Annotated in this window: 24 protein-coding genes and 1 pseudogene; 10 read left to right on the top strand and 15 right to left on the bottom strand. The window is 69.8% G+C overall.

Going from position 1 to position 25,368, the window contains the following annotated elements:
- Nucleotides 1–26 precede the first annotated feature (26 nt).
- From VET29_RS25090 to VET29_RS25100, 3 genes are all read right to left on the bottom strand, one after another.
- A complete protein-coding gene (locus tag VET29_RS25090) occupies nt 27–2,255 on the bottom strand; it encodes a xanthine dehydrogenase family protein molybdopterin-binding subunit (protein ID WP_324924671.1) in 2,229 nt (742 codons plus the stop codon).
- Between the two features lie 235 nt (nt 2,256–2,490).
- Nucleotides 2,491–3,483, bottom strand: coding sequence for a xanthine dehydrogenase family protein subunit M (locus VET29_RS25095; protein WP_324924673.1), 993 nt, complete (start codon nt 3,481–3,483; stop codon nt 2,491–2,493).
- A complete protein-coding gene (locus VET29_RS25100) occupies nt 3,480–3,965 on the bottom strand; it encodes a 2Fe-2S iron-sulfur cluster-binding protein (protein WP_324924675.1) in 486 nt (161 codons plus the stop codon). The genes VET29_RS25095 and VET29_RS25100 overlap by 4 nt, the downstream gene beginning before the upstream one ends.
- A gap of 281 nt (nt 3,966–4,246) precedes the next feature.
- Here VET29_RS25100 and VET29_RS25105 point away from each other — a divergent pair, with 281 nt between their 5' ends.
- The 3 genes from VET29_RS25105 to VET29_RS25115 all read left to right on the top strand — a co-directional run bounded on the left by VET29_RS25105 (nt 4,247) and on the right by VET29_RS25115 (nt 7,126).
- Nucleotides 4,247–4,906: an LPXTG cell wall anchor domain-containing protein gene (locus tag VET29_RS25105; RefSeq protein WP_324924677.1), complete on the top strand. Its 660-nt coding sequence runs from the start codon at nt 4,247–4,249 to the stop codon at nt 4,904–4,906.
- A gap of 86 nt (nt 4,907–4,992) precedes the next feature.
- Complete coding sequence (locus VET29_RS25110) at nt 4,993–6,057, top strand: glutamate--cysteine ligase (protein ID WP_324924721.1); 1,065 nt, start codon at nt 4,993–4,995, stop codon at nt 6,055–6,057.
- A 10-nt stretch (nt 6,058–6,067) separates the two neighbouring features.
- Nucleotides 6,068–7,126 carry an MFS transporter gene (locus VET29_RS25115; RefSeq protein ID WP_324924679.1) on the top strand — a complete coding sequence of 353 codons (1,059 nt, stop codon included), beginning with the start codon at nt 6,068–6,070 and terminating at the stop codon, nt 7,124–7,126.
- A gap of 12 nt (nt 7,127–7,138) precedes the next feature.
- Here VET29_RS25115 and VET29_RS25120 read toward each other — a convergent pair whose 3' ends face one another.
- The 9 genes from VET29_RS25120 to VET29_RS25160 form a co-directional block, all read right to left on the bottom strand.
- Nucleotides 7,139–8,095: an acetylxylan esterase gene (locus VET29_RS25120; protein ID WP_324924681.1), complete on the bottom strand. Its 957-nt coding sequence runs from the start codon at nt 8,093–8,095 to the stop codon at nt 7,139–7,141.
- A 133-nt stretch (nt 8,096–8,228) separates the two neighbouring features.
- On the bottom strand, nt 8,229–9,383 hold the full coding sequence (locus VET29_RS25125; protein ID WP_324924683.1) for a VWA domain-containing protein: 1,155 nt from the start codon (nt 9,381–9,383) through the stop codon (nt 8,229–8,231).
- Nucleotides 9,380–11,578 (bottom strand): DUF5682 family protein, encoded by a 2,199-nt coding sequence (locus VET29_RS25130; protein ID WP_324924685.1) that lies wholly within the window; start codon nt 11,576–11,578, stop codon nt 9,380–9,382. The genes VET29_RS25125 and VET29_RS25130 overlap by 4 nt, the downstream gene beginning before the upstream one ends.
- Nucleotides 11,579–11,648: 70 nt before the next feature.
- Nucleotides 11,649–12,728 carry an AAA family ATPase gene (locus tag VET29_RS25135; protein WP_324924687.1) on the bottom strand — a complete coding sequence of 360 codons (1,080 nt, stop codon included), beginning with the start codon at nt 12,726–12,728 and terminating at the stop codon, nt 11,649–11,651.
- A gap of 52 nt (nt 12,729–12,780) precedes the next feature.
- Nucleotides 12,781–14,175 (bottom strand): DUF5691 domain-containing protein, encoded by a 1,395-nt coding sequence (locus VET29_RS25140; RefSeq protein WP_324924689.1) that lies wholly within the window; start codon nt 14,173–14,175, stop codon nt 12,781–12,783.
- Nucleotides 14,172–15,452 carry an SWIM zinc finger family protein gene (locus VET29_RS25145; protein ID WP_324924691.1) on the bottom strand — a complete coding sequence of 427 codons (1,281 nt, stop codon included), beginning with the start codon at nt 15,450–15,452 and terminating at the stop codon, nt 14,172–14,174. Before VET29_RS25145 ends, VET29_RS25140 begins: the two co-directional genes overlap by 4 nt.
- A gap of 96 nt (nt 15,453–15,548) precedes the next feature.
- Nucleotides 15,549–15,686, bottom strand: a complete 138-nt coding sequence (locus VET29_RS25150) for a hypothetical protein (RefSeq protein WP_324924693.1) — start codon at nt 15,684–15,686, stop codon at nt 15,549–15,551.
- An 89-nt stretch (nt 15,687–15,775) separates the two neighbouring features.
- The gene (locus VET29_RS25155) at nt 15,776–17,320 is read right to left on the bottom strand and encodes a tannase/feruloyl esterase family alpha/beta hydrolase (protein ID WP_324924695.1); all 1,545 of its coding nucleotides are present in this window, start codon (nt 17,318–17,320) and stop codon (nt 15,776–15,778) included.
- Between the two features lie 22 nt (nt 17,321–17,342).
- Nucleotides 17,343–18,035 (bottom strand): haloacid dehalogenase type II, encoded by a 693-nt coding sequence (locus tag VET29_RS25160; protein ID WP_324924697.1) that lies wholly within the window; start codon nt 18,033–18,035, stop codon nt 17,343–17,345.
- 228 nt (nt 18,036–18,263) lie between these two features.
- Here VET29_RS25160 and VET29_RS25165 point away from each other — a divergent pair, with 228 nt between their 5' ends.
- The 5 genes from VET29_RS25165 (at nt 18,264) to VET29_RS44125 (ending at nt 20,930) form a co-directional block, all read left to right on the top strand.
- Nucleotides 18,264–18,803 carry a SigE family RNA polymerase sigma factor gene (locus tag VET29_RS25165; protein ID WP_324924699.1) on the top strand — a complete coding sequence of 180 codons (540 nt, stop codon included), beginning with the start codon at nt 18,264–18,266 and terminating at the stop codon, nt 18,801–18,803.
- A 10-nt stretch (nt 18,804–18,813) separates the two neighbouring features.
- Nucleotides 18,814–19,863 (top strand): hypothetical protein, encoded by a 1,050-nt coding sequence (locus VET29_RS25170; protein ID WP_324924701.1) that lies wholly within the window; start codon nt 18,814–18,816, stop codon nt 19,861–19,863.
- Nucleotides 19,864–20,071: 208 nt separating this feature from the next.
- On the top strand, nt 20,072–20,494 hold the full coding sequence (locus VET29_RS25175) for a transposase (protein WP_324924703.1): 423 nt from the start codon (nt 20,072–20,074) through the stop codon (nt 20,492–20,494).
- Complete coding sequence (locus VET29_RS25180) at nt 20,491–20,739, top strand: transposase (RefSeq protein ID WP_324924705.1); 249 nt, start codon at nt 20,491–20,493, stop codon at nt 20,737–20,739. Before VET29_RS25175 ends, VET29_RS25180 begins: the two co-directional genes overlap by 4 nt.
- On the top strand, nt 20,736–20,930 hold the full coding sequence (locus VET29_RS44125) for a hypothetical protein (protein ID WP_414636597.1): 195 nt from the start codon (nt 20,736–20,738) through the stop codon (nt 20,928–20,930). The genes VET29_RS25180 and VET29_RS44125 overlap by 4 nt, the downstream gene beginning before the upstream one ends.
- Before the next feature lie 485 nt (nt 20,931–21,415).
- On the opposite strand, the gene VET29_RS25185 is transcribed toward VET29_RS44125, so the two are convergent.
- Entirely contained in the window at nt 21,416–22,450 is a 1,035-nt protein-coding gene (locus tag VET29_RS25185; RefSeq protein ID WP_324924707.1) for an aldo/keto reductase, read from the bottom strand.
- Nucleotides 22,451–22,506: 56 nt separating this feature from the next.
- Between VET29_RS25185 and VET29_RS25190 the strand changes: the two genes are divergently transcribed.
- Complete coding sequence (locus VET29_RS25190; protein WP_324924709.1) at nt 22,507–23,106, top strand: TetR/AcrR family transcriptional regulator; 600 nt, start codon at nt 22,507–22,509, stop codon at nt 23,104–23,106.
- Here VET29_RS25190 and VET29_RS25195 read toward each other — a convergent pair.
- Both VET29_RS25195 and VET29_RS25200 read right to left on the bottom strand, forming a co-directional pair.
- A complete protein-coding gene (locus VET29_RS25195) occupies nt 23,081–23,557 on the bottom strand; it encodes a hypothetical protein (RefSeq protein WP_324924711.1) in 477 nt (158 codons plus the stop codon). The genes VET29_RS25190 and VET29_RS25195 overlap by 26 nt on opposite strands.
- Nucleotides 23,558–23,628: 71 nt before the next feature.
- A pseudogene (locus VET29_RS25200) lies at nt 23,629–24,057 on the bottom strand (snapalysin family zinc-dependent metalloprotease); the annotation flags it as partial.
- A gap of 155 nt (nt 24,058–24,212) precedes the next feature.
- Between VET29_RS25200 and VET29_RS25205 the strand changes: the two are divergent.
- Nucleotides 24,213–25,037 carry a transposase family protein gene (locus tag VET29_RS25205; RefSeq protein ID WP_324924723.1) on the top strand — a complete coding sequence of 275 codons (825 nt, stop codon included), beginning with the start codon at nt 24,213–24,215 and terminating at the stop codon, nt 25,035–25,037.
- The last annotated feature ends 331 nt before the right edge of the window (nt 25,038–25,368 follow it).

Below are 25,368 nucleotides of genomic sequence, written 5' to 3' on the forward strand. Positions count from 1 at the left end.
GGCAGGTCACAGTGCCATGGCCGTGGTCACAGCAGTTTGTCCAGTGTGATCGGCAGGTCGTGGACCCGGCGGCCGGTCGCGTGGCGGACGGCGTTGGCGACGGCGCCCGCCACGCCCACGATGCCGACCTCGCCCGCGCCCAGCACGCCAAGCGGCATCGTCGGGTCGGGGTCGCCGAGGCACTCGATGTCGATGCGGGGGATGTCCGCGTTGACCGGCACGTGGTAGTCGGCCAGGTTCGCGTTGACGACCCGGCCGGTCTCGCGGTCCACCAGGGTCTCCTCGCCGAGTGCCGCGCCGATGCCCATCACGATGCCGCCGCGTAGCTGGCTGGCCGCGGTCTTCGCGTTGACGACGGTGCCGATGTCGAAGACGCCCAGCCAGCGCGACACCCGGATCTCGCCGGTGTCGGGGTCGACGCGCACCTCGCAGAAATGCGCGCCGCATGCGGCCTTCACGTACCGGCGGCGGTCGCGGAGGAACCTGGCCATGAAGCGGAGCTGACCGGTCACCTGGCCGAGCCGGGTGTCCGAGCCGACCGTCGCGGTGAGCTGGGCGCGGCCGGCCCCGCGCAGGATCACGTCGGGTGGTTCGGCCGCGGACAGCGCGTTGCGGGCGGCGAGCCTGCGTAGGTCGCGCTTCAGCTTCGCGACGCCTTCGAGCAGGCTCGACGTGACGCTCGCGGTCTGTGCCGAGCCGCCGGCGCCGGGGCCGACCGGTAGGTCGCTGTCGCCGTACTCGAAGCGCACCGCCTCGAACGGCATGCCCAGCGCGTGCGCCGTCACCTGGCCGAACGCCGTGGCCGCGCCCATGCCCATCTCGTGGAAGGCGCACCGCACGAGGACCGTGCCGTCGGCGGACAGCCGCATGGTCAGGTTGGCCGGGAACTGCCATGACGGGTGGAAGGCGGTCGCGACGCCCATGCCGACGAGCCACCGGCCGTCGCGCATCGAGCCGGGCTCGGGGACGCGGTCCTGCCAGCGGAACCGTTTGGCGCCGCGGGCGTACGCCTCCCGCAGGCCGCGCCGGGCGAACAGCTTGCCGTCGAGGGGGTTGCGGTCGGGTTCGTTCCGCATGCGGAACTCGATCGGGTCGAGGCCGAGCCGGTAAGCGAGTTCGTCGACGGCCGCCTCGAGCGCGAACGAGCCGATGGACTCGCCGGGCGCACGCATGGAGGTGCTGGACAGGGAGTCGAGCGTGACCTGGTTCTGCTGAACGAGGATGTGCTCGGCGTCGTACAGGTGCCGGGACTGGGAGACGACCTGTTCTTCCACGCCGCCGACGTGTCCGACCTGCGTGATGCTGGTGTGGATCAGCGCCTTGAGGTTCCCGTCGCGATCGGCGCCGAGCGCCACCCGCTGAACGGACGGGGTCCGGCCGCCGACCGTGCGGTAGACACCTTCGCGGGTGAGCATCAGCCGAACGGGCCGGTTGGCGACGCGCGCGGCGAGCACGGCGAGGACCGTGCCTGGCCAGACGTTGCCCTTGCCGCCGAACCCACCGCCGACGAACGTGGACACGACCCGGACGTCGCCGAGGTCGAGGCCGAAACGGTGCGCGAGGTGACGACGGGTCCAGTCGATCTGCTGGGCGCCGTCGTGGACGGTCAGCCGGTCGCCGTCCCAGACCGCGGTGGTCGCGTGGGGTTCGAGCGCGTTGTGGCTGTGCATGGGGGTGGTGAAGCGAAGGTCGACCCGCACGTCCGAGGCGGCGAGCGCGGTGACGGCGTCGCCCTTACGACCCGCACCGGAGATGAACGCGTTGTTCTTCTGGGCCTTGGCATTGGGTTCTTCCGCGGCGAAGTCGACCGTGGCGGGTTGGGTCGTGTAGGTGACCCGGACGCGGCGGGCGGCTTCGTGGGCAGCCTCAAGGGAGTCGGCGACGGTCAGCGCGACGGGTTGGCCGTTCCAGTGCACCTCGTCGGTGTTGAGGTAGTTGACGGAGGTACCGGCCGCGAGCGTGGGGAGGTTGAAGTAGCTCGGCTTGGGCGGGGGTTTCATGGGTGGCGCGTTCTCATGGGTGATCACGGCGAGGACACCCGGCGTGCCGTGGGCGGCGGCCGTGTCGATGGCGGTGATGCGCCCGCGGGGAATGGTGGCATGAACAATCGCCGCGTAGGCCAGGTCCGGATACGGGTACTCGGCGGAGAACCGAGCCGCACCAGTGGTCTTGGCATGACCGTCGACCCGGTTGATCGGCGCGCCGAGAACAGGGGCCCTAGTCGTGGTCGAGGTTTGCGATGGGGCCTGGGTCATGTGAAGTCGCTCCAGGAGTTGTGCGTGTTGCGGGAAAGGGATAGGCGAGACGGAACAAAAGCTTTGAGCCACGAGTAGGGCTCGGAAGGCGGACCTGCGAAGAACACCAGCGGGCCGTGCGGTCGGCCAACGGCCGTTACGGGAGAACCGATCGCCTACAGTGGACAGCCGCCCACCTCACCAACCCGGTATCTTCCGGCCCCCGGCCCCCGGCCCCCGGCCCGAGATCTCGAATTCACGCCGTGGATCGCGGCAGCAAACCACGTAATGTCGCAGCAATCGTGCGGCGAGCCAGTTCCAGCTTGAAGCCGTTGTCCGCCTGAGGAACCGCCGTCACCAGTTCGGCTTCCGCCGCCGCGGCGAACGACTCCTCCGTCGCCGGGCCGTTCACCAGCACGGCTTCCGCTCTGGTGGCGCGCCACGGGCGAGTTGCCACGCCGCCCAGCGCCAGGCGGACCTCCGCTATCCGGTCGTCCTCCACGCGCAGTGCCGCGGCCACCGAGACCAGGGCGAAGGCGTATGACGCTCGGTCACGGACCTTGCGGTAGCGGGAGTTCCGTGCCACCGCCAGGGGCGGGATCTCCACCGCGGTGATCAGTTCGTCGTGGGACAGTGTGGTTTCCGTCTGCGGCGTGTTGCCCGGCGGGACGTGGAAGTCCGCTATCGGGATTCTGCGTCGGCCTCTGATGCTTTCGACCTCCACCGTCGCGTCCAGTGCGGAAAGTGCCACGGACATGTCCGACGGATGCGTGGCTATGCAGTGCTCGCTCGTCCCCAGGATCGCGTGGTTGCGGGTGAAGCCCGTCAGCGCCGCACAGCCGGTGCCCGGCTCCCGCTTGTTGCACGCGGCCGCGGTGTCGTAGAAGTAGTGACACCTCGTGCGCTGCAACAGGTTGCCGCCCATCGTGGCCATGTTGCGTAGCTGGCCGGACGCGCCCGCCAGGATCGCCTGCGTGAGCATCGGACAGCGGGTGCGGACGAGTGGGTGCGCGGCCAGGTGGCTGTTGCGGACCAGTGCGCCGACGCGCAGGGTGCCGTCCGCAAGCTCGGTGACCTCGTTCAGTGGCAGGGCGGTGACGTCGACGACCGTGTCCGGGTGTTCCACGTCGCGGCGGATGAGGTCAACCAGGTTCGTGCCGCCGCCGAGGAACTTGGCGTTCGGCGTGCTGGCGATCGTCTCGACGGCTTCCCGCACGTCGAGCGGGCGGACGTAGGCAAGCGGTCTCATCGTGCCGTCTCCTCGATGGCCGCGACGATGCCTTCGTAGGCCCCGCAGCGGCACAGGTTGCCGCTCATGCGCTCGCGGATCTCCTCCGCGGTCAGGGTGGGCGTCGACGCCACCTGCTCGGTGACGGCGCTCGGCATGCCGGCCCGGTGCTCGGCGAGCATCCCCAACGCCGAGCAGATCTGGCCCGACGTGCAGTAGCCGCACTGGAAACCGTCGTGGTGGACGAAGGCCGTCTGCAGTGGATGGTCGACGCCCTCGATCGTGGTGATCTCGCGGTCCTCGTACTGCATCGCCAGACCGAGGCAGGACAGGATTCGCTCGCCGTCCACGAGCACCGTGCACGCGCCGCACGCGCCCTGGTCGCAGCCCTTCTTCGTGCCGGTCAGTCCCAGGTGTTCACGTAACGCGTCGAGCAGGCTCACCCGTGGCTCGAGCTCCATGGGGCGAATGGTCCCGTTGACGCGCATTCGTACCTCGGTCACCTGTTCGCTCCGTTTCGACGGGTTCCGGTGGTGTCGAGGTCGAGAGTAATGCAACGGCGTTGACTTAACAAGGCAACGGCGTTGTGTTACTCGACAGTGTTAGGACCGGTTGGAGTACACCACGATCGGGCGAATGGAGTACGGTCAGACAACTAGGGGGCCGGTGAAAGTCCACTCGAAAGGGTGGTTAACCTACGCACCTGATCTGCGGTCGGCAACGCTCGGTAGGCCCGGGAGTTTCCGGCTTCCCCCCGTTCCAGACGTAGCAGCCGGAGGCTTCCTTGGCACTCAACTCGACTCCGCGCCGCAGCTTCGGCGTGGCTCTCGGTGTGGTTCTGACCGGCGTCACCGCCGGTCTCATCGGATTCGCGGGCGTCGCGAGCGCCCACACGCCCAAGGTCAGTGCGGAATGCAAGGGCGACACCTCGGTCGTGTCGGTCAACCTGACGCAGTACTCCGTCAAGCAGGGCAAGACGAACCACGTGCAGGTGCTGGACGGGACGACGGTCCTCGACGAGAAGGACTTCACCGACAAGTACAAGAGCACCTTCAAGGTCTCCGGCACGGTCGACCACACCTTCATCGTCCACATCAAGGCGTGGGACGACCCCACGGGTAAGCACGGCTGGTCGACGGACGCGACGCTGGACGTCAAGGCGTGCGTGACGACGCCGCCGCCCACCAAGACGACCTCGTCGCAGACCACGACCACGACGACCACGACGACGTCCGTGACCGAGGTCTCGACGCCGGCGTCCTCCTCGACCGAGGTGGCGCCGGTCGTCGCCACGTCGACCACTGCGCCGCCGCAGCCGGCCGCGCAGGGTGGCCCGCTGGCCAATACGGGTGCGAGCATCGCGCTGCCGCTGGGCATCGCCGGTGTGCTGATCGTCGGCGGCGTGGGTGCGCTGTTCGTCGTTCGCCGTCGTAGCAAGGCCTGATCGATCGCGGTCTACTGAAGGGCGGGTCCATACGGGCCCGCCCTTCGGCGTTTGTGGGACCGGTATTCGGGTATGAATGCGGCGTGATGGCTGAACAGCTGACCCTGGGTGTCGAGGAGGAGTTCCTCCTCGTCCGCGCGGACGGGCGGCTTTCCCGCTACGGTCCGGAGATCGCCGACGCCTCGACCGGCTCGTCCGGCGCCCTCGAGGCCGAGCTGAAGCGGTGCCAGGTGGAGTCGGTCACCGGCGTCTGCCACACCCCAACCGAGGTGCTCGGGCAGCTCACGAGCCTGCGTCGCGAGCTGGCCGAGGTCGCCGGCCGGCGCGGGCTTCGCCTGCTGCCCAGCGCGTGTCCGATCCTGCCGGAGACCGAACCGCAGGAGATCACGCCGAAGCCGCGCTACCTCAGGATGGCCGAGTGGTTCGGCGCCACCGCGCGGTCCGTCGCGACCTGCGGCTGTCACGTGCACGTCGGCATCGACGACCGCGAGACCGCGGTGCGGGTCAGCAACCATCTCAGACCGTGGCTGCCCGTCCTGCTGACCATCACGGCCAACTCCCCGTTCGACGGCACCGACACCGGCTACGCCAGCTGGCGCTACCAGGAATGGTCCCGCTGGCCCTCCGCCGGTCCGCCGCCGCTGTTCGCCAACCTCGACGAGTACGAGTCGACGGTGCAGAGCATGCTCCGCTGCGGCGCGCTCATGGACCGCGCGATGATCTACTGGGACATCCGGCCCTCCGAACGGCATCCGACGATCGAGTTCCGGATCAGCGACGTCGCCGTCACCCCCGAGCACGCGGCCCTGCTCGCGACCCTCGTCCGTGGGCTGGTCGCGCACGCGCTGGACACGACCGCGCCACCGTCCCAGTTGCCACAGGCCATACTGCGGGCCAACCTCTGGCGCGCGTCCCGGGAAGGCCTCAGCGGTTCCGCCCTGCACCCGGTGACCGGCGAGCTCACGCCCGTGCAGTCCCAGGTGGACGACCTGGTCGATCTGCTGACCCCCGTGCTCGGCGAGGACCTCGAGTTCGTCAAGGCCGGCATCGCGGACCTGCGTGAGAACGGCACTGGCGCGGCCCGCCAGCGTGCCGCCTACCAGCGTCGCGGTGAGCTGAGCGACGTCGTGGACACGCTGACCGGCACGTAGAGTCCTGATCGTGGTCGTACGGTGCTTGGTCGTCTTCGGACTGCTCGGACTCTTCCAGGCCAGCCTCGGACCACTCATTCCCCTGCTGAGCGACCGCGAGCACCTGACTCCGGCCACCGCGGGACTGATCGTCACCGGGTTCTTCGGCGGCTGCCTGGTGAGCACGGCGGTGGGCGGCGCGCTCACCGAGCGGTGGGCGCGCGGACCCCTCTACATCGTCTCCATCCTGCTGTTCCTGTGTGGACTCGGCCTGTTCGCCCTGCCCCTCGCGTGGCCGCTGCCGCTGGTGGCGGTCGCGGTGGCCGGGCTCGGGTTCGGTGGCCTCGTGCTCATCGTCAACACCGTGATGGCCGCCGAGGGGGTCACCTACGTCAACCTCGTGAACGGCACCTACGGGTTGGGCGCGGCCGCCGGGCCCGCGCTCATCAGCGTCACCCACGGCGGCTACCTGTACGCGGTGCTCGCGGTCTGTCTTCTGGTCTCGCTGCCGCTCCGCATGACCATGCCCGCCGCGGCCACACGGGAGCGGCTGACGGTCAGTCCGGTGCTGTTGCTGTTCTGCGCCATGCTGTTCTGCTACGCGGGTGTCGAGACGGGACTGTCCAGCTGGGAGGCCACGCAGCTGCGGGCGCACGGCTACGCGCCGGACACCGCCTCCGCGCTCACGTCGCTGTTCTGGCTCGGGCTCGCGGCGGGACGGCTGCTCGTGCCCGTGGTCACCAGGAGCTGGACGGCCGTCCGGATCCTCGTCACCGCGCTGCTCGCGTGTGCCGCCGGGCTCACGCTCATCGCCGTCGACGTGAGTGCGCCCGCCGGCTTCTTCCTGCTCGGCGTGTTCGCCGGGCCCATCTTTCCCACCACGCTGGCGTGGATCGCGGCCACCCTGCCGCATCCCCGGCGGGTCAACGCCGTCGTGCTAACCATCGCCATGCTCGGCAACGCCACCCTGCCCACGCTCATCGGGTACGGCATGCAGGCCACGTCCGACCTCGCGCTGCCGCTGTTCGTCGCGGTCGGCGTGTTCGGCTGCCTGGCGATCGTCGTGGCACTGCGCAAGGCGACTCGATAGCGACGTTCGCTCTCAGAGGGTGGCGAGCAGGGAGTAGATCTCGTCGTCCGTGCCCGGCAGATCCTCGTGGCCGAAGTCCGGGTAGACGCGGTAGGACTTCTCGCAGGTCAGCTTGTTGTACGCGGCGAACTGCGTGGACGGCGGGCAGGTGCGGTCGTTGAGCCCGACGGTCAGCATCGTCCTCGCCCGGACGCGTGGCGCGAGATGCTGCACGTCGACATAGCCGAGGCGGGTGAAGACCTCGTCCTCACGCCGGTGCATGGGGTCACGCCTGCGGAAGTACTCGGCGATCTCGTCGTACGGGTTCTCCTCGAGGTCCAGCTCCCACGCGCGCCGGTAGTCGGTCAGGAACGGGAACACCGGGACGGCGAGCTTGACGCCCGGCACCAGCGCCGCGCAGGCGAGCGTGAGGCCACCGCCCTGGCTGTAGCCGGTGACGCCGACCCGGTCGGGGTCGACGCCGTCGAGGTCCATGACGATCCGGGCCAGCCGGACGGTGTCCAGGTAGAGGTGCCGGTAGAGAAGGTTGTCGGGCTTGTCGTCGATGCCCCGCAGCAGGTAGGTGGCCATGGCCCAGCCGCTGACGGGGATCTCGTCGGTCGACAGGCCGCCCTGCCCACGCATGTCGAGCGCGGCGACGGTGTGGCCGAGAGCGACGTAGGGCAGCTTGGACACCCAGTCACCCGAGTCCCCCCGGTAGCCGTGGAACTCGAGCACGGCCGGGCCCTGCGGCCGGGTCGGCTGGAGGAGCTTCGCGTGCACGCGGGCCCCGCCGGTCCCGGTGAACCACAGGTCGGCGCACCGGGCGTACGGCGTCTGGAACTCGGCGGGCACGATCTCGACGTCGGCGGCCTGGTTCTCGAGGTCGGCGAGGGCACGGGCCCAGTAGTCGTCGAAGTCGGCCGGCCGGGGGTTGGTGCCCTGGTAGGCGACCAGCTCGTCGAACGGCATGTCGAAGGTGAGCGGCATGCCCTCGACTGTAGGCGGTCGGAGCGGGGTGAACAGGTTCACGACTGGCAGGCCCCTGTCCGCTTCGTCCACTCCGGACCGAACGAGCGGATCATGGCGGCGACGGTGTGGCCGCCTCGCCCGCGAGTCGGACCTAGTCCTCGGCGGGTGCCGCGACCGGGATGTCGTTCGTCGCGGCCCAGGTGGTGACGTCCTGCTGCTGGATCGCCGCGGCCATCAGGTCCGGGAACCTGTCCGGGGTACACGCGAACGTCGGGATGCCCATGGCCGCCAGGGCCGCGGCGTTGTCGTGGTCGTACGCCGGGGCGCCTTCGTCGTTCAGGGCGAGGAGGCAGACGAGTTGGACGCCCTCGGCCTTGAGGGTCTGGGCGCGTTGCAGCATCTCCTCCTCGTTGCCGCCCTCGAACAGGTCGCTGATCAGCACCAGGACCGTGTCCCGAGGGGCCTCGATCCTGGTCTGGCAGTAGGCCAGGGCCGCGTTGATGTCCGTGCCGCCGCCCAGCTGGACGCCGAACAACAGCTCGACCGGGTCCTGTAGCGACTCCGTCAGGTCGACCACCGCCGTGTCGAACGCGATGATCTGCGTGCGCAGCGAGCGGATCGACGCCAGCACCGCGCCGAACACGCTCGCGTAGACCACGGAGCTGGCCATCGAGCCGCTCTGGTCGAGGCACAGCAAGATCTGCTTGCTGACGTTGGGCAGCCGGCGGCCGTAGCCGATCAGGCGTTCCGGCACGACCGTGCGGTGCTCGGGTTGGTAGTGCTTGAGGTTCGCGAGGATCGTGCGGTTCCAGTCGATGTCGGACTGGCGGGGACGGTGGGTGCGGTTCGCCCTGTGCAGCGCACCCGTGACCGCCTGTCTCGTCGGCTGGGCGAGACGCTTCTCCAGGTCGTCGACCACGCGGCGGACGACGGCGCGGGCCGTGTCCCTCGACCGCTCCGGGATGGCCCTGTTGAGCGAGAGCAGGGTGCCGACCAGGTGCACGTCCGGCTGCACGGACTCCAGCAGCTCCGGCTCCAGCAGCAGCTCACGCAGGCCGAGACGGTCCATGGCGTCGCGCTGCATGACCTGCACGACCGAGCTGGGGAAGTAGCCGCGGATGTCACCCAGCCAGCGCGCCACCCGCGGGGACGAGCCGCCCAGGCCACCACGGCGGTCCTCGTCCTTGTCGTACAACGCCTTCAGTGTCGCGTCGCGTTTGGCGTCCATCCCGGACAGTGGCATGCCCGTGCCGTCGGCGTCGTCGCCACCCAGGATCATGCGCCAGCGCCGCAACCGTTCCGTCATCGCAGTAGCTCCAGGATCCCCGGCACCACGAGGGAAGCACGCTCGTGGTCCAGCGTGGTGTCGTCCGACCGAATACCGGACGCGCCCGCGCCGCGGTCGATGCGCTTGACCCGCAGGCCGATGTCGCGGCGCTCGGTCGCGGTGAACTCCGCGAACGTCCTGCGCAGCAACGGAAGCAGGTGGTCGAACAACTCGGCGTCGACGCCCGTCGCCCACTGGTCGACGATCTCCAGCAGCTCCGGCTCGTGCACCAGCAACGCCGCCTCGCCGGACAGGAAGCCCTCCAGCCAGCCGGCCGCCTGTGTCGCGTCCGACGCCATCGAGAGCTGACGGGACAGGCGCCCGCCCGCGTCCGTCACGTCGAGCAGGCCGGCGTCCAGCAGCAACCGCACCGCTCGGCCGGCGATGATGCCGGGCACGCCGAGGCGGTCCGCGACCGAGCGCAGCGCGCTCAGCCAGACCGCGCGCAGCTCCCGCTGGTCCAGCAGGCCGATGCCGCGCTGGACGCCGTCGATCAGCTCCCGCAGCTCGCGGCCCGCCTCCTCGTCCACCGCGGTGCACGCGGCGGGCAGGCCGACGGTGATCCGGGTGACGATGCCGGTCAGTACCCGCTGCACCAGCTCGGTGTCGGCGCGGCGCACGTTGCCGTACCGGCGGACGCGGGCCATCGGCTCCACCGCGGCCATCAGCCTCGTGATGTCGTGCTGGCGGGCCGCGCGCTCGTCGAGTGCCGCGAGGACGCCGGACAGCGCCACCGGCAGGTCCGCGGTCAGCGTGGTCTCGACCAGCGTGCTCAGCTCTGCGATGTCGGCCTCGGCGGTGCGTTGCGCGACGACGGCCGTCGCGGCGGAGGGGATGGTCGTGCCGAAGCCGCTCGCCTCGATCAGCGCGACCTCCAGCTCCGGCTTCCACTCCAGCGTCCAGGACTCGCGGAACGTGCCCTTCGTGCGGGAGGTCTCCGCGGACTCGGCCCACGGCACCTCCAGGAGCAGGAGCCGGTGGAACAGCTTGCTGCGGTCGAGGTGCGACTGGGTGCGCAGGTCGAGGTCCAGGTCCTGCTGGGCCGCGCTCTGCTTGAGGCGCAAACGTTTGCGCGTCGCGTCGAGGTCCCTGGCCAGCGGCACCATGGGGGTCTCGCGGGGCACGCCGCCGAGGATGTCGCCGACCAGCAGCTTGCGGGCCACGAGTCGCATCGGGACGTCCGACCCGCCACAGAGGACCGCCTGGCACGACTCGAGCACCTCGGGGAGGCCGGGATGCGGGCGGTTGCGGAGCACGGAGAGCGCCTGTGCCAGCCGGACCGCCTCGATGACCGCGGCCGAGGACACGTCCAGGTGCTCACGGCGCAGCAGGTGCGCGACGCGGACCAGCCAGCGGCCGACGACCTGGTCCCTGGCGGTGAACAGGTGGTGGTACCAGCCGGGGGACTCGATGCCCGCGCCGTAGCCGCTCATCCTGGCGAGCCGCGTCGAGGTCCACGGCACCCAGGTGGCGGCGACCTTGGTGGTGCGCAGGTTCTTCAGCAACGCGCTGTCCGCGGCCTGGGTCGGGAACGCCGACGGGACGAGGACCGGCGCGTGCCAGGCGCCGCAGACGACCGCGATCGTGCTCGCCTCACTGCGCAACGCGGCCCGCAACACGCGGCGCATGGCGGCCTCGCGGCGGCGGGTGCGCAGGTCGGGAACGTGGCCCTCGCGCAGGGTGTGCATGGCGTCGAGGACGGCGTGGAAGATGTCGAGGCCGTGGTAGCGCAGCTCGACCGCGTCCTCCCACCAGCGTTCCGGGTCGTCGAAGCCGGCCGCCTCCGCCAGCGTCCTGATGGGATCCATCGGAGCTTCCGACTCTTCCTCGTCCGCCAGCACCAGCGAGACGTTGGCCGGCAGGTCGAGGAAGCGGACCTCGCGGCCGTGGTCCAGCGCCCAGCGCAGCGCCACCCACTCGGGGGAGAACACCGCCATCGGGTAGAAGTTCGCCGTGGACGGGGCGTCCACCGCGTACACGAGACCGGCGACCGGGGGCCGCATGCCCTGTGCGGCGGCGAGTGGCGCGACCGCGTCGAGCTCGGGTGGGCCCTCGATGAGCACGATCTGTGGGTTCAGCTCGGCGAGCGCGGTCGCCACGGCGCGGGCGGAACCCGGGCCGTGGTGGCGGATGCCGAGTACGTGAACCCGGTCGTCCCTGGTCACACCGCTCACGACGTCCCCTCGCGCGCTCGGTGACGTCGTTCGTCGGCGCGGTGCCGATGGTTCGCTCCGCAAGCTCCGCTCACACCAGCTCGCGGCATGCCCGGTAGAGGTCGTTCCATGGTTTCCGCTCGCGTACGACTGCTTCGAGGTACTCCTGCCAGACGATCCGGTCCTGCACCGGGTCCTTGACGACCGCGCCGTGCAGGCCGGCCGCGACGTCCTCGGCGCGGACCACGCCGTCGCCGAAGTGCGCGGCCAGGGCGATGCCGCTGGTGACCACCGAGATCGCCTCCGCGGTGGACAGCGTGCCCGACGGCGACTTGATCTTCGTGCGGCCGTCGCCGGTGACGCCGTCCCGCAGCTCGCGGAACACCGTGACCACGCGGCGGATCTCGTCGATGTTCTCCAGCTCCACCGGCAGCCGCAGCGTCTCGCCGAGCTGCTGGACGCGGAGCCGGACGATCTCCACCTCGGACTCGGTGTCGTCCGGCAGGGGCAGGATGACGACGTTGAAGCGGCGCTTGAGCGCGGCGGACAGGTCGTTGACACCGCGGTCGCGGTCGTTGGCGGTGGCGATGATGTTGAAGCCGCCGCGCGCTTGGACCTCGCTGTCCAGCTCGGGGATCGGCAGTGTCTTCTCGGACAGGATGGTGATCAGCGCGTCCTGGACGTCCGACGGGATGCGGGTCAGCTCCTCGATCCGCGCGATGCCACCGGTCTCCATCGACCGCAGGACGGGGCTCGCGACGAGTGCCTTCGGCGACGGGCCCTCCGCGAGGAGTCGCGCGTAGTTCCAGCCGTAGCGGATGGACTCCTCGGCGGTGCCGGACGTGCCCTGCACGAGCTGGGTGGAGTCACCGGAGATCGCGGCGGCGAGGTGTTCGGACAGCCAGGTCTTGGCGGTGCCGGGGACGCCGAGGAGCAGCAGGGCGCGGTCGGTGGCGAGCGTGGCGATGGCGACCTCGATCAGCCTGCGTGAACCCAGGTACTTGGGGGAGATCGGGGTGCCGTCGGGCGCCTCGCCGCCGAGCACGTAGGTGGCGACGGCCCACGGCGACAGGCGCCAGTTGGGTGGTCTGGGCCGGTCGTCGGTCTTCGCGAGCGTCGCGAGCTCGTCGGCGTGCTCCTGCTCGGCGTGTGCGCGAAGCACCTCGGTCATGCCGTCACCTCCAGCGCGCCGTGGCGCCGCGGGGCCCGATGGTTGGCTTCGCTCATGTGAACTCCTGCTTGATTGTCGCTCGGATGGTGAGCGCGTGGGCGATGCCGCGCAACACGCGTCGGGTGGCCTTCTCGTCGGGGGCGACGGTGAGCAGCCACGCCTCGACGGCGGCGAGGGCCTGGGGGTCCAGGTGCTCGGCGAGCGCGGTCGCGGCGAGTTGGAGGACGTTGTTGGCCTTGTGGGCACGCAGCCGGTTGACGATCTCGACGGAGAACTTCGCCGGCCACGGACCCGGGGCGGCGGCGAGGAGGCCGCCGAAGCGAGCGTCGAGCTTCTTCTGCTGGTCGAGGATGTCCGTCGCGGCTCGCGGGTTGAGCGCGGCGACCAGCTCGGGGCTCGGCTGGTGACGGGCCAGCGCGGTGAGCCACTCCTGGTTCCGTTGGCGCAGCGCGGCTTTCGTCCAGCCGATGATGACCTCGCGCTCCGCCTTCGGGATCTGGCCGGTGTCCCAGGTGGACAGCGGGGTGGCGGCCAGGATCTGGATGAGCCAGGACGCGGCGCGGCCGTAGCCGGGTTCGCGGTGGTCGGTGATGCCGTCGCGGCGGGCTTCCTGGTCCGGTTCGTCCGGTAGCTCCGTCAGGAGGTTCTTCGCCCGCTCGGCCATGCGCCGCGCGCGGGCGGACCCGGGCAGGCGGTCGAGGAGCGTGGCGGCGACCGCGCGGACGGTCGCCGCCCGGTCGTCGAGCGCGCGTTCGAGGAAGGGCTCGTCGTTGGCGGACAGGCCGGCGTGGAGGGTGTCGAGGAAGCTCGCGCGGGTGGCGGCCTGCTCGTCGGCCCAGGTGTCCTCGATGAGCGTGCGGGCGAAGTCCGGCTCGGTGGCGCGGAGGTCGGTGAGTAGGCCGAGGCGTTCGACGCGGGTGCCGGTGGCGAAGCGCTCGACGACGTCCTGCGGCGGGACGGCGGCGGCCCAGCTCCAGGACGGATTGTGCTGGGCGAGCCAGACGCCGCGCGGGCCGACGACGTCCCTGACGAGCGCGCGGGTGGCGGCGTTGACCGTGCCGAACCGCAGGAGGTCGACGATGAGCCGGTAGGGCGGTCGCCGGCCGGCGTTTTTCGCCAGGTTCAGCCACTGGACGGCGAGCAACTCCGGGCCGCCCTCGACACGGATGCCGCGGTTGAGCAGCAGTTCGAGGAGCTGGGTGGCGGCGGGGGTGCACTCGGGGCGGCCGTCGGGGCCGGCGGGCGGGGCCGGGGTGCCGCGCCAGGTCGGCGGGGTCCAGCCGGCCCGGCGGTAGCCGGACGCGAGCGCGGCGGCGGCGAGCACGGTGGCCTCCGCGCTGTCGGCGTGGATGGTCTCGGTGCCGATCGTGAGCTGGTCGACGGCGCGGCGGGTGGTGCCGACGAGCGCGGTGCCGAGCAGGTCGTCCCAGGTGGTCGCGCCGCTCACAGGGACACCAGCCGGTCGTCGATCTCCACGCTGAGTGGATGGAGGCGTTCGTCGACCCACTCGCCGAAGACGCGGACCGGGTGCCCGCCGGCGAGGGCGAGCAGCTGCCAGATGTCGGTTTCCGGGGCCAGCGTCAGCGCGGCACCGTGCCGGTCGACGAGCAGCGGCGGGTCGCCGGGGATGACCGTCACGTCCCCGAGCGCCATGGGGATGCGGCGCAGCCAGGGGTTGCCGGCGAGCCAGTGGGCGGCCTGGTCGAGGGCCGGCGAGACGTCGGTGGCGTGGGGGAGGCCGGCACCCTGGGTGATCTTGGGTTCCTCGTCGGTGAGCAGCGCACGGCGGGGCCCGCCGCCGGGGTAGCGGGCGACCTCGCCGGCCACGATGGAGCCGAGGACGTGCGCGACCTTCAGTGCCTGCCCGGCGGCGGCGAAGTCCAGGAGCATCACGGTCTCGCCGGTGCGCTCGCCGTGGAGCCAGGTGCGCTGGGAGAGCAGGCTGTTGTCGTCCTCCTGCTGGCTGAGCCCGACCACCCACCACCGGTCCGCGACGCGGTCACCGATGTCGTCGCGGCGGCGGGGCCAGCCGAGGACGGTGCGGAGGTCACCCATGGTGGCGTCGTCGATGTCGTCGCGGCGTCGCCAGGCCCGCACCGCGAGGTACCAGCGGCCGAGTTCGCCGAGGAGGTGCGGAGCCCAGTCGTCGCGGGCGTGGATGTCACCGCCCATGGCGCGGACGCGGGCGCCGAGCCCGCTGAGCTGGGCGTCGACGAGCCGGGCACCGGCGGCGTCCCAGAAGCTCGGTGGTTGGCGCCGGGCACTGGCAAGCCCCTGGCGCACGATGTCGTGGAGCCAGCGTTCGAAGTCGTCCATGCCGGCGGACATGAGGGACTCGCGTTCGGCGAGCCGCCTGGCCTGGCCTTCCGGGTCGGGAGCCCGGTCGGTGCCGGCGGCCGCTTTCCGGCCGGCCCGCTGCGCGGCCCAGTCGGCGGCGAAGGGCTCAGCGGCCTCGATGTCGGCGACGGCGCCGTCGTTGGTGGCCCACATGACGAGGAGGGCGAGGCTGTGCTTGCAGGGGAGCTTGCGGCTGGGGCAGGTGCAGCGAAAGGCGGGCTCGGTGAGGTCGACGGTGACCTGGTAGGGGGCGCGGGCGCTGCCTTGGCACTTGCCCCAGACGAGGGAGTCGTTGCTGCCGAGGTCGGACCAGGTGCGGGGGTTGGTGAGACCGCGGGCGGCCTTGGCGGAACTGGTGTCGGGCGCGTGCGCGAGCACCTGAGCCACCGTCCACCGCGCTCCCAAGTCGTGGTCCCTTCGTGTGCCCTGGTTCGGTGTCGCCAGACTATCCGGCACCACCGACAAGGTCGCCGCACACGGGGTTCAGCGACCGGTGGCGCCGTCGAGCTGTTCGCGGAGGATGTCGGCGTGGCCGGCGAGGTGGTGGCCGAACCAGTAGTGCTCCGCCTCGGAGAGGTGCTGGACCAGGCCGAGGATGGAGGCCACGGCCGTGTCAAGCACGCCTAACCACGCACCCCACAGCCAAGCCGTCGTTCCTTCCCCGCCCCACCCCGGGCCACCGCACCCCGGGCCCAACCCGACCACGCGAATCAGTACGTTCGAGCGCACCGATAGCTGGACGCCTGGTGCACGTCACCGCCGGTGTAGCGGGAGACGAGCGGGTACCGGCACAGGTTTCGGGTGGCTGTCTCGCTTCGGGCGGGGAGAGTCTCGGGAGCCGTGCCCTGTTCCACCCACGCCACTACGGCCGCCAGGGGATCTGTCGGGGCGGGGCCGATGCCGCCTGCGCAGTGGTCGACGCCCGGGGCCATGAACAGGCGGTAGAAGTCCTCCGTGCGGCCGGGCGTGGCCGGGTCCACTCGCCGGTAGTAGTCCTTTGTGCCCGCGGGGAAGATCAGTTCGTCGGCCTCGCCGTGCCAGGTGATCATCTTGCCGCCGGCGGCGCGGAAGGCCGTCAGGTTCGGGTTCGACGTGTCGAGGTTCGTGTACTCGCGCCTGGACTGGGCGAACAGGCGGTACCAGTCCGCGTACGTGATGGTCGACGTGTCGAAGTTCGGGTCACGCCGCAGGAAGTACCTGATCCAGTTGTCCGAGATGGGGAACGGGTTGCCAGCCGTGCCGTCCTCCGTCGTACTGGCTATGCCGGAGAACAGGGTGCCCTTCTGCATGCCGGACCACACGCCTGGCCCTGCCCAGATCCTTGCCACCACGGCCGCGTCCGACCTGGTGATCGTCACTTCCTGGCCGTTGCACAGGATCTTCTGGCCCACCAGCTGATACGGGTTGAACCGGCAGTCCGCCGGGCTGCTGATGATGCCGTCGGCCACCTTGTCCAGCGTGTCGCAGGCCGCTGTGGCCGCGGTGTTGAACGCTTCCAGCTCGCACTGGGTCGGGTGGTTGCCGGCCTCGTTCATCACCACCTGCGGCCACTGGTCCGCGGGGATGAACTTCGTCCAGTTGATCGCCGGGGCCGTTGCCACGATGCCGTCGTAGTCGGTCGGATAGCGCTGAGCTTCCAACAGGCCCTGCCGGCCGCCCGTCGAGCAGCCGTTCCAGTACGAGTAGTTGGCCGGCTGCCCGTAGTACTGCGCCGTCACCGCCTTGCCCGCCACGGTCATGTCGTGCAGGGAGCGGTGGGCGAAGTTGGTCACCAGTTCGGGGTTGTTCGCCCACGTGCTCGGGTCCACGATGTCGACCGGGACGCCGGCGTCGGTCGATGCCGCCGCGTAGCCCTGTGTCAGTGCCGGGACCAGGCCCACCGCGAACAGGCCTGCCGCGAAGCCGCCGCCTCCGGTGCCCTGGAAGCGGCCGTTCCAGGTGTTCGTCGGGAGCCAAACGGCGATGGTCACCGTGTCGTTCGCGCCGGGGTGGGTGAGGGTGACGGTCAGTTCGCAGAACGCCGGCAGGCCGGGGATCGGGTCGGGGTTCAGCGGGCCGGGCGGCAGCGTGTAGCCGTCGGGATGTGCCACGCCGGTGACGGACAGGACCCGTGCGCCCGGCACCGTCGGCGCGCTCACTCCGTCGCATACCGCGGTGGTCGCGTTTGCCGGGCTTGCGAGCACCAGCAGTGTCAGCTGCGGTAGTAGTGCGGTCGCTAGTCTGGCCAGTCGCGGCATGACGTCCCCCTTGTTCATATGTTCGATATTAGTGGGGTGATCATGGGGTGTCGAGCTGGGTGGCCAGGTCCAGGAAGCTGTTGGTGTGCAGGTCGGCTTCGACGTCCTCGGGGCGGTCCGCCGCCCGGTCCGGGCCCTTTTCCCGCGGACGGCTCACGAACGCGGTGCGCAGCCCGGCCGCGCGGGCGCCGTCCAGGTCCCATTCGTGCGCGGCCACCATCAGGACCTGCTCCGGCGCGACGTCGAGCAGTGCGGCCGCGGTGTGGTAGACGGCGGCGTCCGGTTTGTAGGTCCGGGCCAGCTCGGCGGACAGGATGCAGTCGAACGGGAGTGCCGCGCCCTTCACCAGCCGGGTGAGCAGCGCGAAGCCGCCGTTCGACAGGGCGGCGGTCGTGTACCTGACGCGGATGCGGGCCAGGCCGGACACCGAGTCCGGCCAGGCGGGCAGCTTGTGCCAGGCGCGGACGAGCCGGTCGCGGGTGTCGTCGTCGGCCTCGACGTCCAGCTCCCGCAACAGGTCGTCGAGTGACTCGCGGTGCAGGGTGTCCAGGTAGGCCCAGTCACGTTCGCGGCCGCGGACCCTGTTCATCGAGGGGATGTACCGGTCACGCCAGCGTTGCGCGAAGTCGCCCGCGTCGACGTCCGGCAGTAGCTGGGCCACCTGGTCGGCCACTCCCGAGTACCAGTCGACGGTGGTGCCGAAGATGTCGAACGCCACGACGCGAATGTCCATACCGCCCAGGCAACCACAACTCGGGCCGAGCGGTCGGTCGCGCGCGACGAAGGACCTCTTTCTCGCGCCCAGCGTGCGGCATTTTCGCCGCGTGGGTTTCACGCTGACCTGTCGAGCTTCGTCCCGGACGGGAGATGGTGCTGTGAAAGCACTTCGTGTTGTGCTGGAGGGGAACGACCTCCCAGCCTGGTGTCTCGGCGAGTGTGGTGCAGCAAAATCAGGCACTCGATGCGTTTCAGGATCGGCCTGTTCGACCTGTCGCAGGAGTTGTCCGTGAATTTTGAGGAGTTCGTCGCCACGCGGCTCGGGGCGCTGGTGCGTTATGCCACGGTCGTGACCTGGGATGCGCATCTGGCCGAGGACATCACGCAGGACGTGCTGGTCCGGGCGCAGGCGCGGTGGGCGCGGATCGAGCGGTTGGACGCGCCGGAGCAGTACGTGAAACGCATGGTGGTCAACGAGTTCCTGTCGTGGCGGCGGCGCAGGGCGGCGCGTCTGGTGCTGCTGCCCGCCGAGTCGATCGAGGAGCACACGGGGCACCTCGCCGATGGCACCGACGCCGTCGACGACCTGGACCTCGTCCGCAGGCTGATCGCGCGGCTGCCGCCGAAGCAGCGCGCGGCCATCGCGCTGCGGTACTACGAGGACCTGACCGACGAACAGATCGGCGAGCTACTCGGCTGCCGGACAGGAACCGTCCGCAGTTACCTCTCGCGAGGGCTGGCCGCGCTGCGTGAAGCGCTGCCGTCCGAGCGGGCAAGCATCTAGGAGAGTGCACATGAACATCGACGACCTCGTCCGGGACGCGGTGCGCCGACAGGAAATGCTCGCGGTCGACCCCGAACACGTCCGGGCCGCGCTGCCCGTGCGGACCACCCACCGGCGCCGCGGCCGCACGGTGCTCGTCATGGCCACCGCGGCCGCGGCGATCGCGGCGGTGACCGTGCCGGCCGTGCTGCAGGACCCGCCCGTCGCCTCGCCACCCGCCGCCGCGGCGCTCGCCGGCCTGACGACGGTCCCCCTGCGCTACGAGCCCACCTGGCTCCCAGGCGGCATGGCCGAACGCGAACGCGCGGCGCTCCTCCCGACCAGCTCGCTGGACATGGAAGCCCAACACCGGACCTGGACGAAGTCGGCGCTGCCCGACGACCTGAAGACGCCCGACCCGTTCGTCACCCTGACCGTCACCAGGGCCGACCACGACCCCCGCGAGCACCTCCTGGCCGCGGGCCAGCACCCCGTCGACATCAACGGCCGGCCAGGCTGGTCCGACAGTCACACGGTCGCCTGGACCATCACCGACGACACCATGCTCCTGGTCACCTCGCCCGAGCTGGCTCCTCTCCCCGACGCGGACCTGCTGCGGATCGCCCGCTCGGTGCGGCCGGACCACGACCGGCTACGCGCCGCGCTGCGCCTGGACTGGCTGCCCGCCGGCTTCGAAGCGCAGCGCCTGGACCAGCGCGGCAACTCACCGGCCGAGTGGCAGTCGAGGATCGACGTACCCAACGGACACCGCGCCCTGTCCGTGCAGATCGGCACCCGTGTGACCCGGCAACCCGGGGAGCGGCTCACCGTCAACGGCCACCCGGCGACGCTGTCCATCGGCGACGACACGGACTCTGACGACGGCACCGGAGATGTGGTGTCCCCCAACACGGTCGTGGACGTGACGCTCACGGTCGACCTCGAGAACGGCACGTACCTGACCGTGCGCGCCACCCACCTTTCGAACACCACCGAGACCGTGAGCAGGGCCGACGTCATCAAGATCGCGGAGAACACGGTCGTGGACCCACACCCCTACCTCGACTGGCTGGGCCGGTAGCCGCCGCCTCGCACCCCCGTTCCCGGCGCCACCCCGTTCCCGGCACCACTCCCGGTGCCGGGAACACGGCTCAACCCACGCGGACCGGAGATCTTGGGTTGTGGCTGCCGCGAGCGGCTGTGACTCACGGGCGGTCTGAGAGCGTGTTTGAGATCTTGGTCGGCGTGTCTGGTTGATCTTGCTGGGCGGTTGGGCCAGGGTGTGGTGGATGGCTCGTGTGCAGCGGTATCCGTCGGATCTGTCTGATGCGGAGTGGGCGGTGGTGGAGCCGTTGTTGCCTGCGCCGTCGGCGCATCCGCGGGGTGGTCGGCCGGAGAAACACGCTCGTCGGGACATCGTGGACGCGATCATGTATGTGGTTCGGTCGGGGTGTGCTTGGCGGCAACTCCCGGTGGATTTCCCGCCATGGGAGACGGTGTACTGGTACTTCACCCGCTGGGAGCAGCAGAAGCTGACTTTCCGGATGGTCGACGCCTTACGGGCGCAGGTCCGTGCGGGTGAGGGACGGGATCCGGAGCCGAGCGCGGGACTGATGGACTCCCAGTCCGTCAAAGGCGCCGACACCGTCGGCGTCGAGACCCGAGGCCATGACGCGGGTAAGAAGACAACGGTCGCAAGCGGTTCATCGTGACCGACGCCCTCGGACTTCTGCTGGTCGCACTCGTGCTGCCCGCCAGCGTGCAGGACCGCGACGGCGCCAAGCAACTGTTGTTGGAACTGCGGCACCGCCAGCATATGGCCCGAGCCGCTCGTCGCGTCCGACACTTGTTCGCCGACAGCGGGTTCGCCGGCAAGCTCGTCGACTGGGCCCACGCGCTGCTCAAGACCACGATCGAGATCGTGCGTAAACCAGCAGGCGAGAAGGGCTCGCGGTGATCCCTAGACGGTGGGCGGTCGAGCGAACGTTGGCGTGGCTGGCCAGCTACCGACGACTGGCCCGCGACTATGAACGCCCCATCACCTCAGAAGCCATCATCCGCTGGGCAGCCATCACCACCATGACCGGCCGCATCGCACGCAGAAAGCCAGCAACCCGACCCGGACCACTCCAATTCACCACGGCATGAAGATCTCAAACACGATCTGAAGCACGTGGCGCAGGCTTTCAGGAATGCGGATCGGTGAGCTGTCCAGGCGCACGGGCGTGAGTCCGCGTTCACTGCCGGTACTACGAGGAGCAGGGTCTGCTGACCAGCTCGCGCTCCGCGACCGGACCTGATCGAGACCCGGGATGCGCTCGACGTGCTGCTCAGGGCGAACACCCACCATCGTGCTGAGCTTTCCTCAGCGGCGCCGGAAACGATGACCCTGTTGGCCTGATGCTGTCCACCTGAACCTCAGCCGGTTGCCCCTGACATCGGCGTGAGAGGTGAGGATGGCCGCAGAGCCGGGAACCACCTGGCTCGGTCACCCGAGAAGTAGCAGAAGATGGGGCAGGCGTGGGGTTTTGGCAGGCATGGCTGGCCCGAGGTGCAGGAGTTCTTCGAACCGTCTCGCGAGGCAGTGCAGGGGCGGCGCATTGGGGGAATGTCCGCGGGTTCGACGCTCGGTGTCAGCCGACGATGCTTGGGTTCAGTTGGGCGAAGCCTTCCTGTCGTTGGTACGGGAAGTAGGGGTATGGCGCGGTTGTCGTGCTTGCCTTGTCCAGGCGGGTTGTCTGGTCCTCGGTGAGGTTCCAGCCCGCGGCGCCCAGGTTTTCGCGTAGTTGTTTCTCGTTGCGGGCGCCTATCAGGACCGTGGCGACGGTTGGTCTGCTCAGTAGCCAGTTCAGCGCTACCTGTGGCACCGTCCTGCCCGTCTCCCCGGCTATTTCGTCCAGTGTGTCCACCACCCGGTACAGCAGTTCCTCCGGGACGGGCGGGCCGTACGACGCCGTCTCGTTCAGGCGGCTGTCGGGCGGTAGTGGTTGGCCGCGGCGGATTCTTCCCGTCAGGCGGCCCCAGCCGAGTGGGCTCCACACCACCGCGCCGACGCCCTGGTCCAGACCGAGCGGCATCAGTTCCCACTCGTAGTCGCGGCCCACCAGCGAGTAGTAGACCTGGTGTGCCACGTACCTCGTCAGGTGGTGGTGGTCGGCGACCGACAGGGACTTCATCAGTTGCCAGCCCGCGAAGTTGGACACGCCTGTGTAGCGCACCTTTCCGGCGCGTACCAGATCATCCAGAGTGGACAGCACTTCCTCGATCGGGGTGCCCGCGTCGAAGGCGTGTAACTGGTACAGGTCGATGTGGTCCGTGTCGAGGCGGCGTAACGCGGCGTCACAGGTTCTCAGCAGGCGGGATCGGGACGAGCCGCCCGGGTCGTCCTCACCCAGCGGCAGGGTCGTCTTCGTCGAGATGAGTGCCTTGTCGCGGCGACCCCTCAGCGCCGCGCCCAATACCTCCTCCGACGCGCCGTCCGAGTACACGTCCGCCGTGTCGAACATCGTGACGCCCGCGTCCAGGCAGACGTCGACCAGGTGGCGGGCCTCCTCGACGCCCACCGTGCCCCAGTTGCCGAACAGTTCGCCCCTGCCGCCGAACGTGCCCGCGCCGAACGACAGCGCCGGGACCTTGATGCCGGACGCGCCCAGCCTCCTGTACTCCATGATTGCTCCTTAATGGGACTGCGATGCCATTAAGCGTAGCACGGTACGGTCGGGGGGTGGAGAGGCCGGGTGGGCGGACCGCGCGGGTGCGTGCGTCGGTGCTGCGTGCCGCCGGGGACGCGCTGGCCGAGCGCGGGTTCGTGAACCTCGACCTCGGCGACCTGGCCCGGCGCGCAGAGGTCGGAAGGACCACCGTCTACCGCCGCTGGGGCACGGTGACGGCCGTTCTCACCGATCTGCTCCTGGAGATGGCGGTCGAGTCCGTGCCTCGGGCGGACACCGGCTCGCTCGAAGGGGACCTCCGGGTCAACGCGCGGCTTGTCGTGAAGACGTTGACCGACCAGCGGCAGGGACCGCTGTTCAAGGCCGTGCTCGGGGCCGCGACCTCGGACGACGACGCCGCGGCCGCCCTGACCCGGTTCTACCTGACCAGGATCAGGGAGTGGGCACCGTGCGTGACGGACGCCGAGGCCAGGGGGGAGATCCCGCCGGGCACCGACGCCGAGGAGGTCGTCAGGGCGGTGTCCGCGCCGCTCTACTACCGGTTCGTGACGGGAACCGGCGAGCTGGACGACGCCGTGGCCGACCGGGCCGTGGCGGCCGCGGTGGCGGCGGCGAAGGCGGGGGTGTTCAGCAGAGCGAACGGCGCCAGATGAGGGCTTCCGCGGGGGTGGCGGCCATGTTCTCGTACTCGACCGCGCTCTCCGCCACGTCACCGTCGGTGTCGCCCTTGGTGTCGCCGTCGGCGAAGCGGTAGGGGAGCAGCACGGTGATGGCCATGCTGTCGGCGTGCTCGAGGTGCACCATGATCGCGTCGGTCTTGTCGCTGGTCACGTCGCTGACCAGGGCCGCGGCACGCAGGTCGTTCGACTCCGCGGACATGCCACTGACCAGGCTCGTCAGCACCTCGGACGGGCTCGGGTCCTCGGTCTCCTCCGTGTCGGCGGCGAACACCTGCTCCTCGCCCTCCCGGGTGATGGCCGCGCCGTACGGGTGAAACTCGCCGTGCCGCCGGAGCATCTCGTCCGCGAACGGCAGGACGGTGTTCAGCAGGCGGTCGAGGTCGGACTGCACATGCTCGGAGGTGGTGTCGCGCCAGGTCGTCACCTCGACATTGTCCCCCCGGACGGCCGGAGGGCGGTGACCAGGCCGGCCACCGCCCTCCGGGAGCAGGACAGTCAGTCGATCCGCTCCATCTGTGCGCGGGCCTGCTTTCCGTTCACCCACAGCTGCTCGACCTGGGCGCGTTCGTTGCCGTCCGGGTAGGCGTTGGTGCACGACGGGCCGGGTCCGCCGCCCGACATCAGCTCCGAGCACGGGCCCGAGTAGTGGTCCGGCAGCCCGAGCACGTGGCCGGTCTCGTGCGCGGTGATCCGGACCGTGTAGTACTGCTCGGCCTGGGCGTAGTCGATGAACACATACCCGTTGCCGTGGCCGTCGGTGTAGGCGTAGGAGCCACTCGGGTCGCTGCCCTCGTAGAAGTCGAGCGTCGCGGCGGACGCGTTCTCCACCAGTTTCACGTTGGACACCGAGGAATTCCAGTTCGCGACGCCGGCGGCGATCTCGCCGGCGAAGCTCGGCGCGCCGGACGCGTCGTAGTAGACGGTGAGCCTTTCCGCGTAACCGTTGGTGACTGTGGGTAGCGGTGATTTGTGGTGGCGGCAGCGACACGCTGATTCCGTTGCTATACAACAGAAAAACGCAGAACCCCGGTATGAAGGTGGTCCTACCACAGATCAACTTCATAGAGGTTCTGCGCTGGATGAGTGTCGCATACACGGCTGTCCTGGAGGTATCCGAGGGCAGCGTCTTGTTCATGTCCGGTTTGCTGCACGCCGAGCGCGTCCGGCGGGGTACCCGCAAGGGCACCCGCGCATTGGGGACCTACAAGCAGGCCGTGCTGGTGCTGCGGTGGTTCCTGGAAGACACCCGGATGTCAGCTTTGGCCAGGGACAACAACATTGCCGTGTCGACCGCGTATGACTATCGGGACGAGGGCATCGCAGTGCTCGCCGCGCGTCAGCCGTCCCTGCACGGGGCGTTGCTGGCGGCGAAAGCGGCCGGTCACTCGCATGTGATCGTGGACGGTACGTTGATCTACACCGACCGGGTCTCCACCCCTGGCCCCACATCCGGGGTGGACTTGTGGTGGAGCGGCAAGCACCACCATCACGGCGGGAACATCCAAGTGGTCTCCGCTCCGGACGGGTGGCCACTGTGGACCTCCAGGGTGCGACCCGGCCGCGAACACGACACCAGCGCCGCCCGCGCCGACCCCGACCTGCTGTCCCGGATCACCGATTGGATCAGCGACGGCGCCCTCGCACTGGCCGATCTGGGCTACGAAGGCGAACCCGAAACCTTCACCATCCCGTTCAAGAAACCCAAAGACGGACAATTGACCGTCGACCAGCAGGCCTACAACGCCATCCACGGCGCACTGCGCTGCCTCGGCGAACGCGCCAACTCGCTACTCAAGACCACCTACAAGAACCTCCGCCGCTACCGCGGCTGCCCCTGGCGTCTCGGCGACATCGTCGCCGCCGCTCTGGTGCTGCTCCACCACGAACACCACCGAACCACATGACCAACCTAGAAGATGATCACACAAAGCCACCAGAGGTTACGCGGAAAGGCTCGGTGACTTGCTGGGGCGTCACGTCCGCGGTGGCCGGCGCGCCGGCGATCACAAGTGCCGCGCCGGCCGCCACCGCTACGAATGTCTTCCTGATCATGAGACACCTCGCGGGGTAATTCAGCAGGGGAAACCTCACGTTAGAACGTGTTTGAGATCTTTATGCGGTGGTGAAGTGGCGTGGTCCGGGTCGGGTGGCGGGCCGTCCGCGGGTGATGCGGCGAGTCATGGTGGCGATAGCGGCCCAGCGGATGATGGCCTCGGCGGTGGCTGGGTGGCGTTC

The sequence above is a fragment of the Actinophytocola sp. genome (genome assembly GCF_035634895.1).
In the GTDB taxonomy this organism is placed as follows: Bacteria; Actinomycetota; Actinomycetes; order Mycobacteriales; family Pseudonocardiaceae; genus Actinophytocola.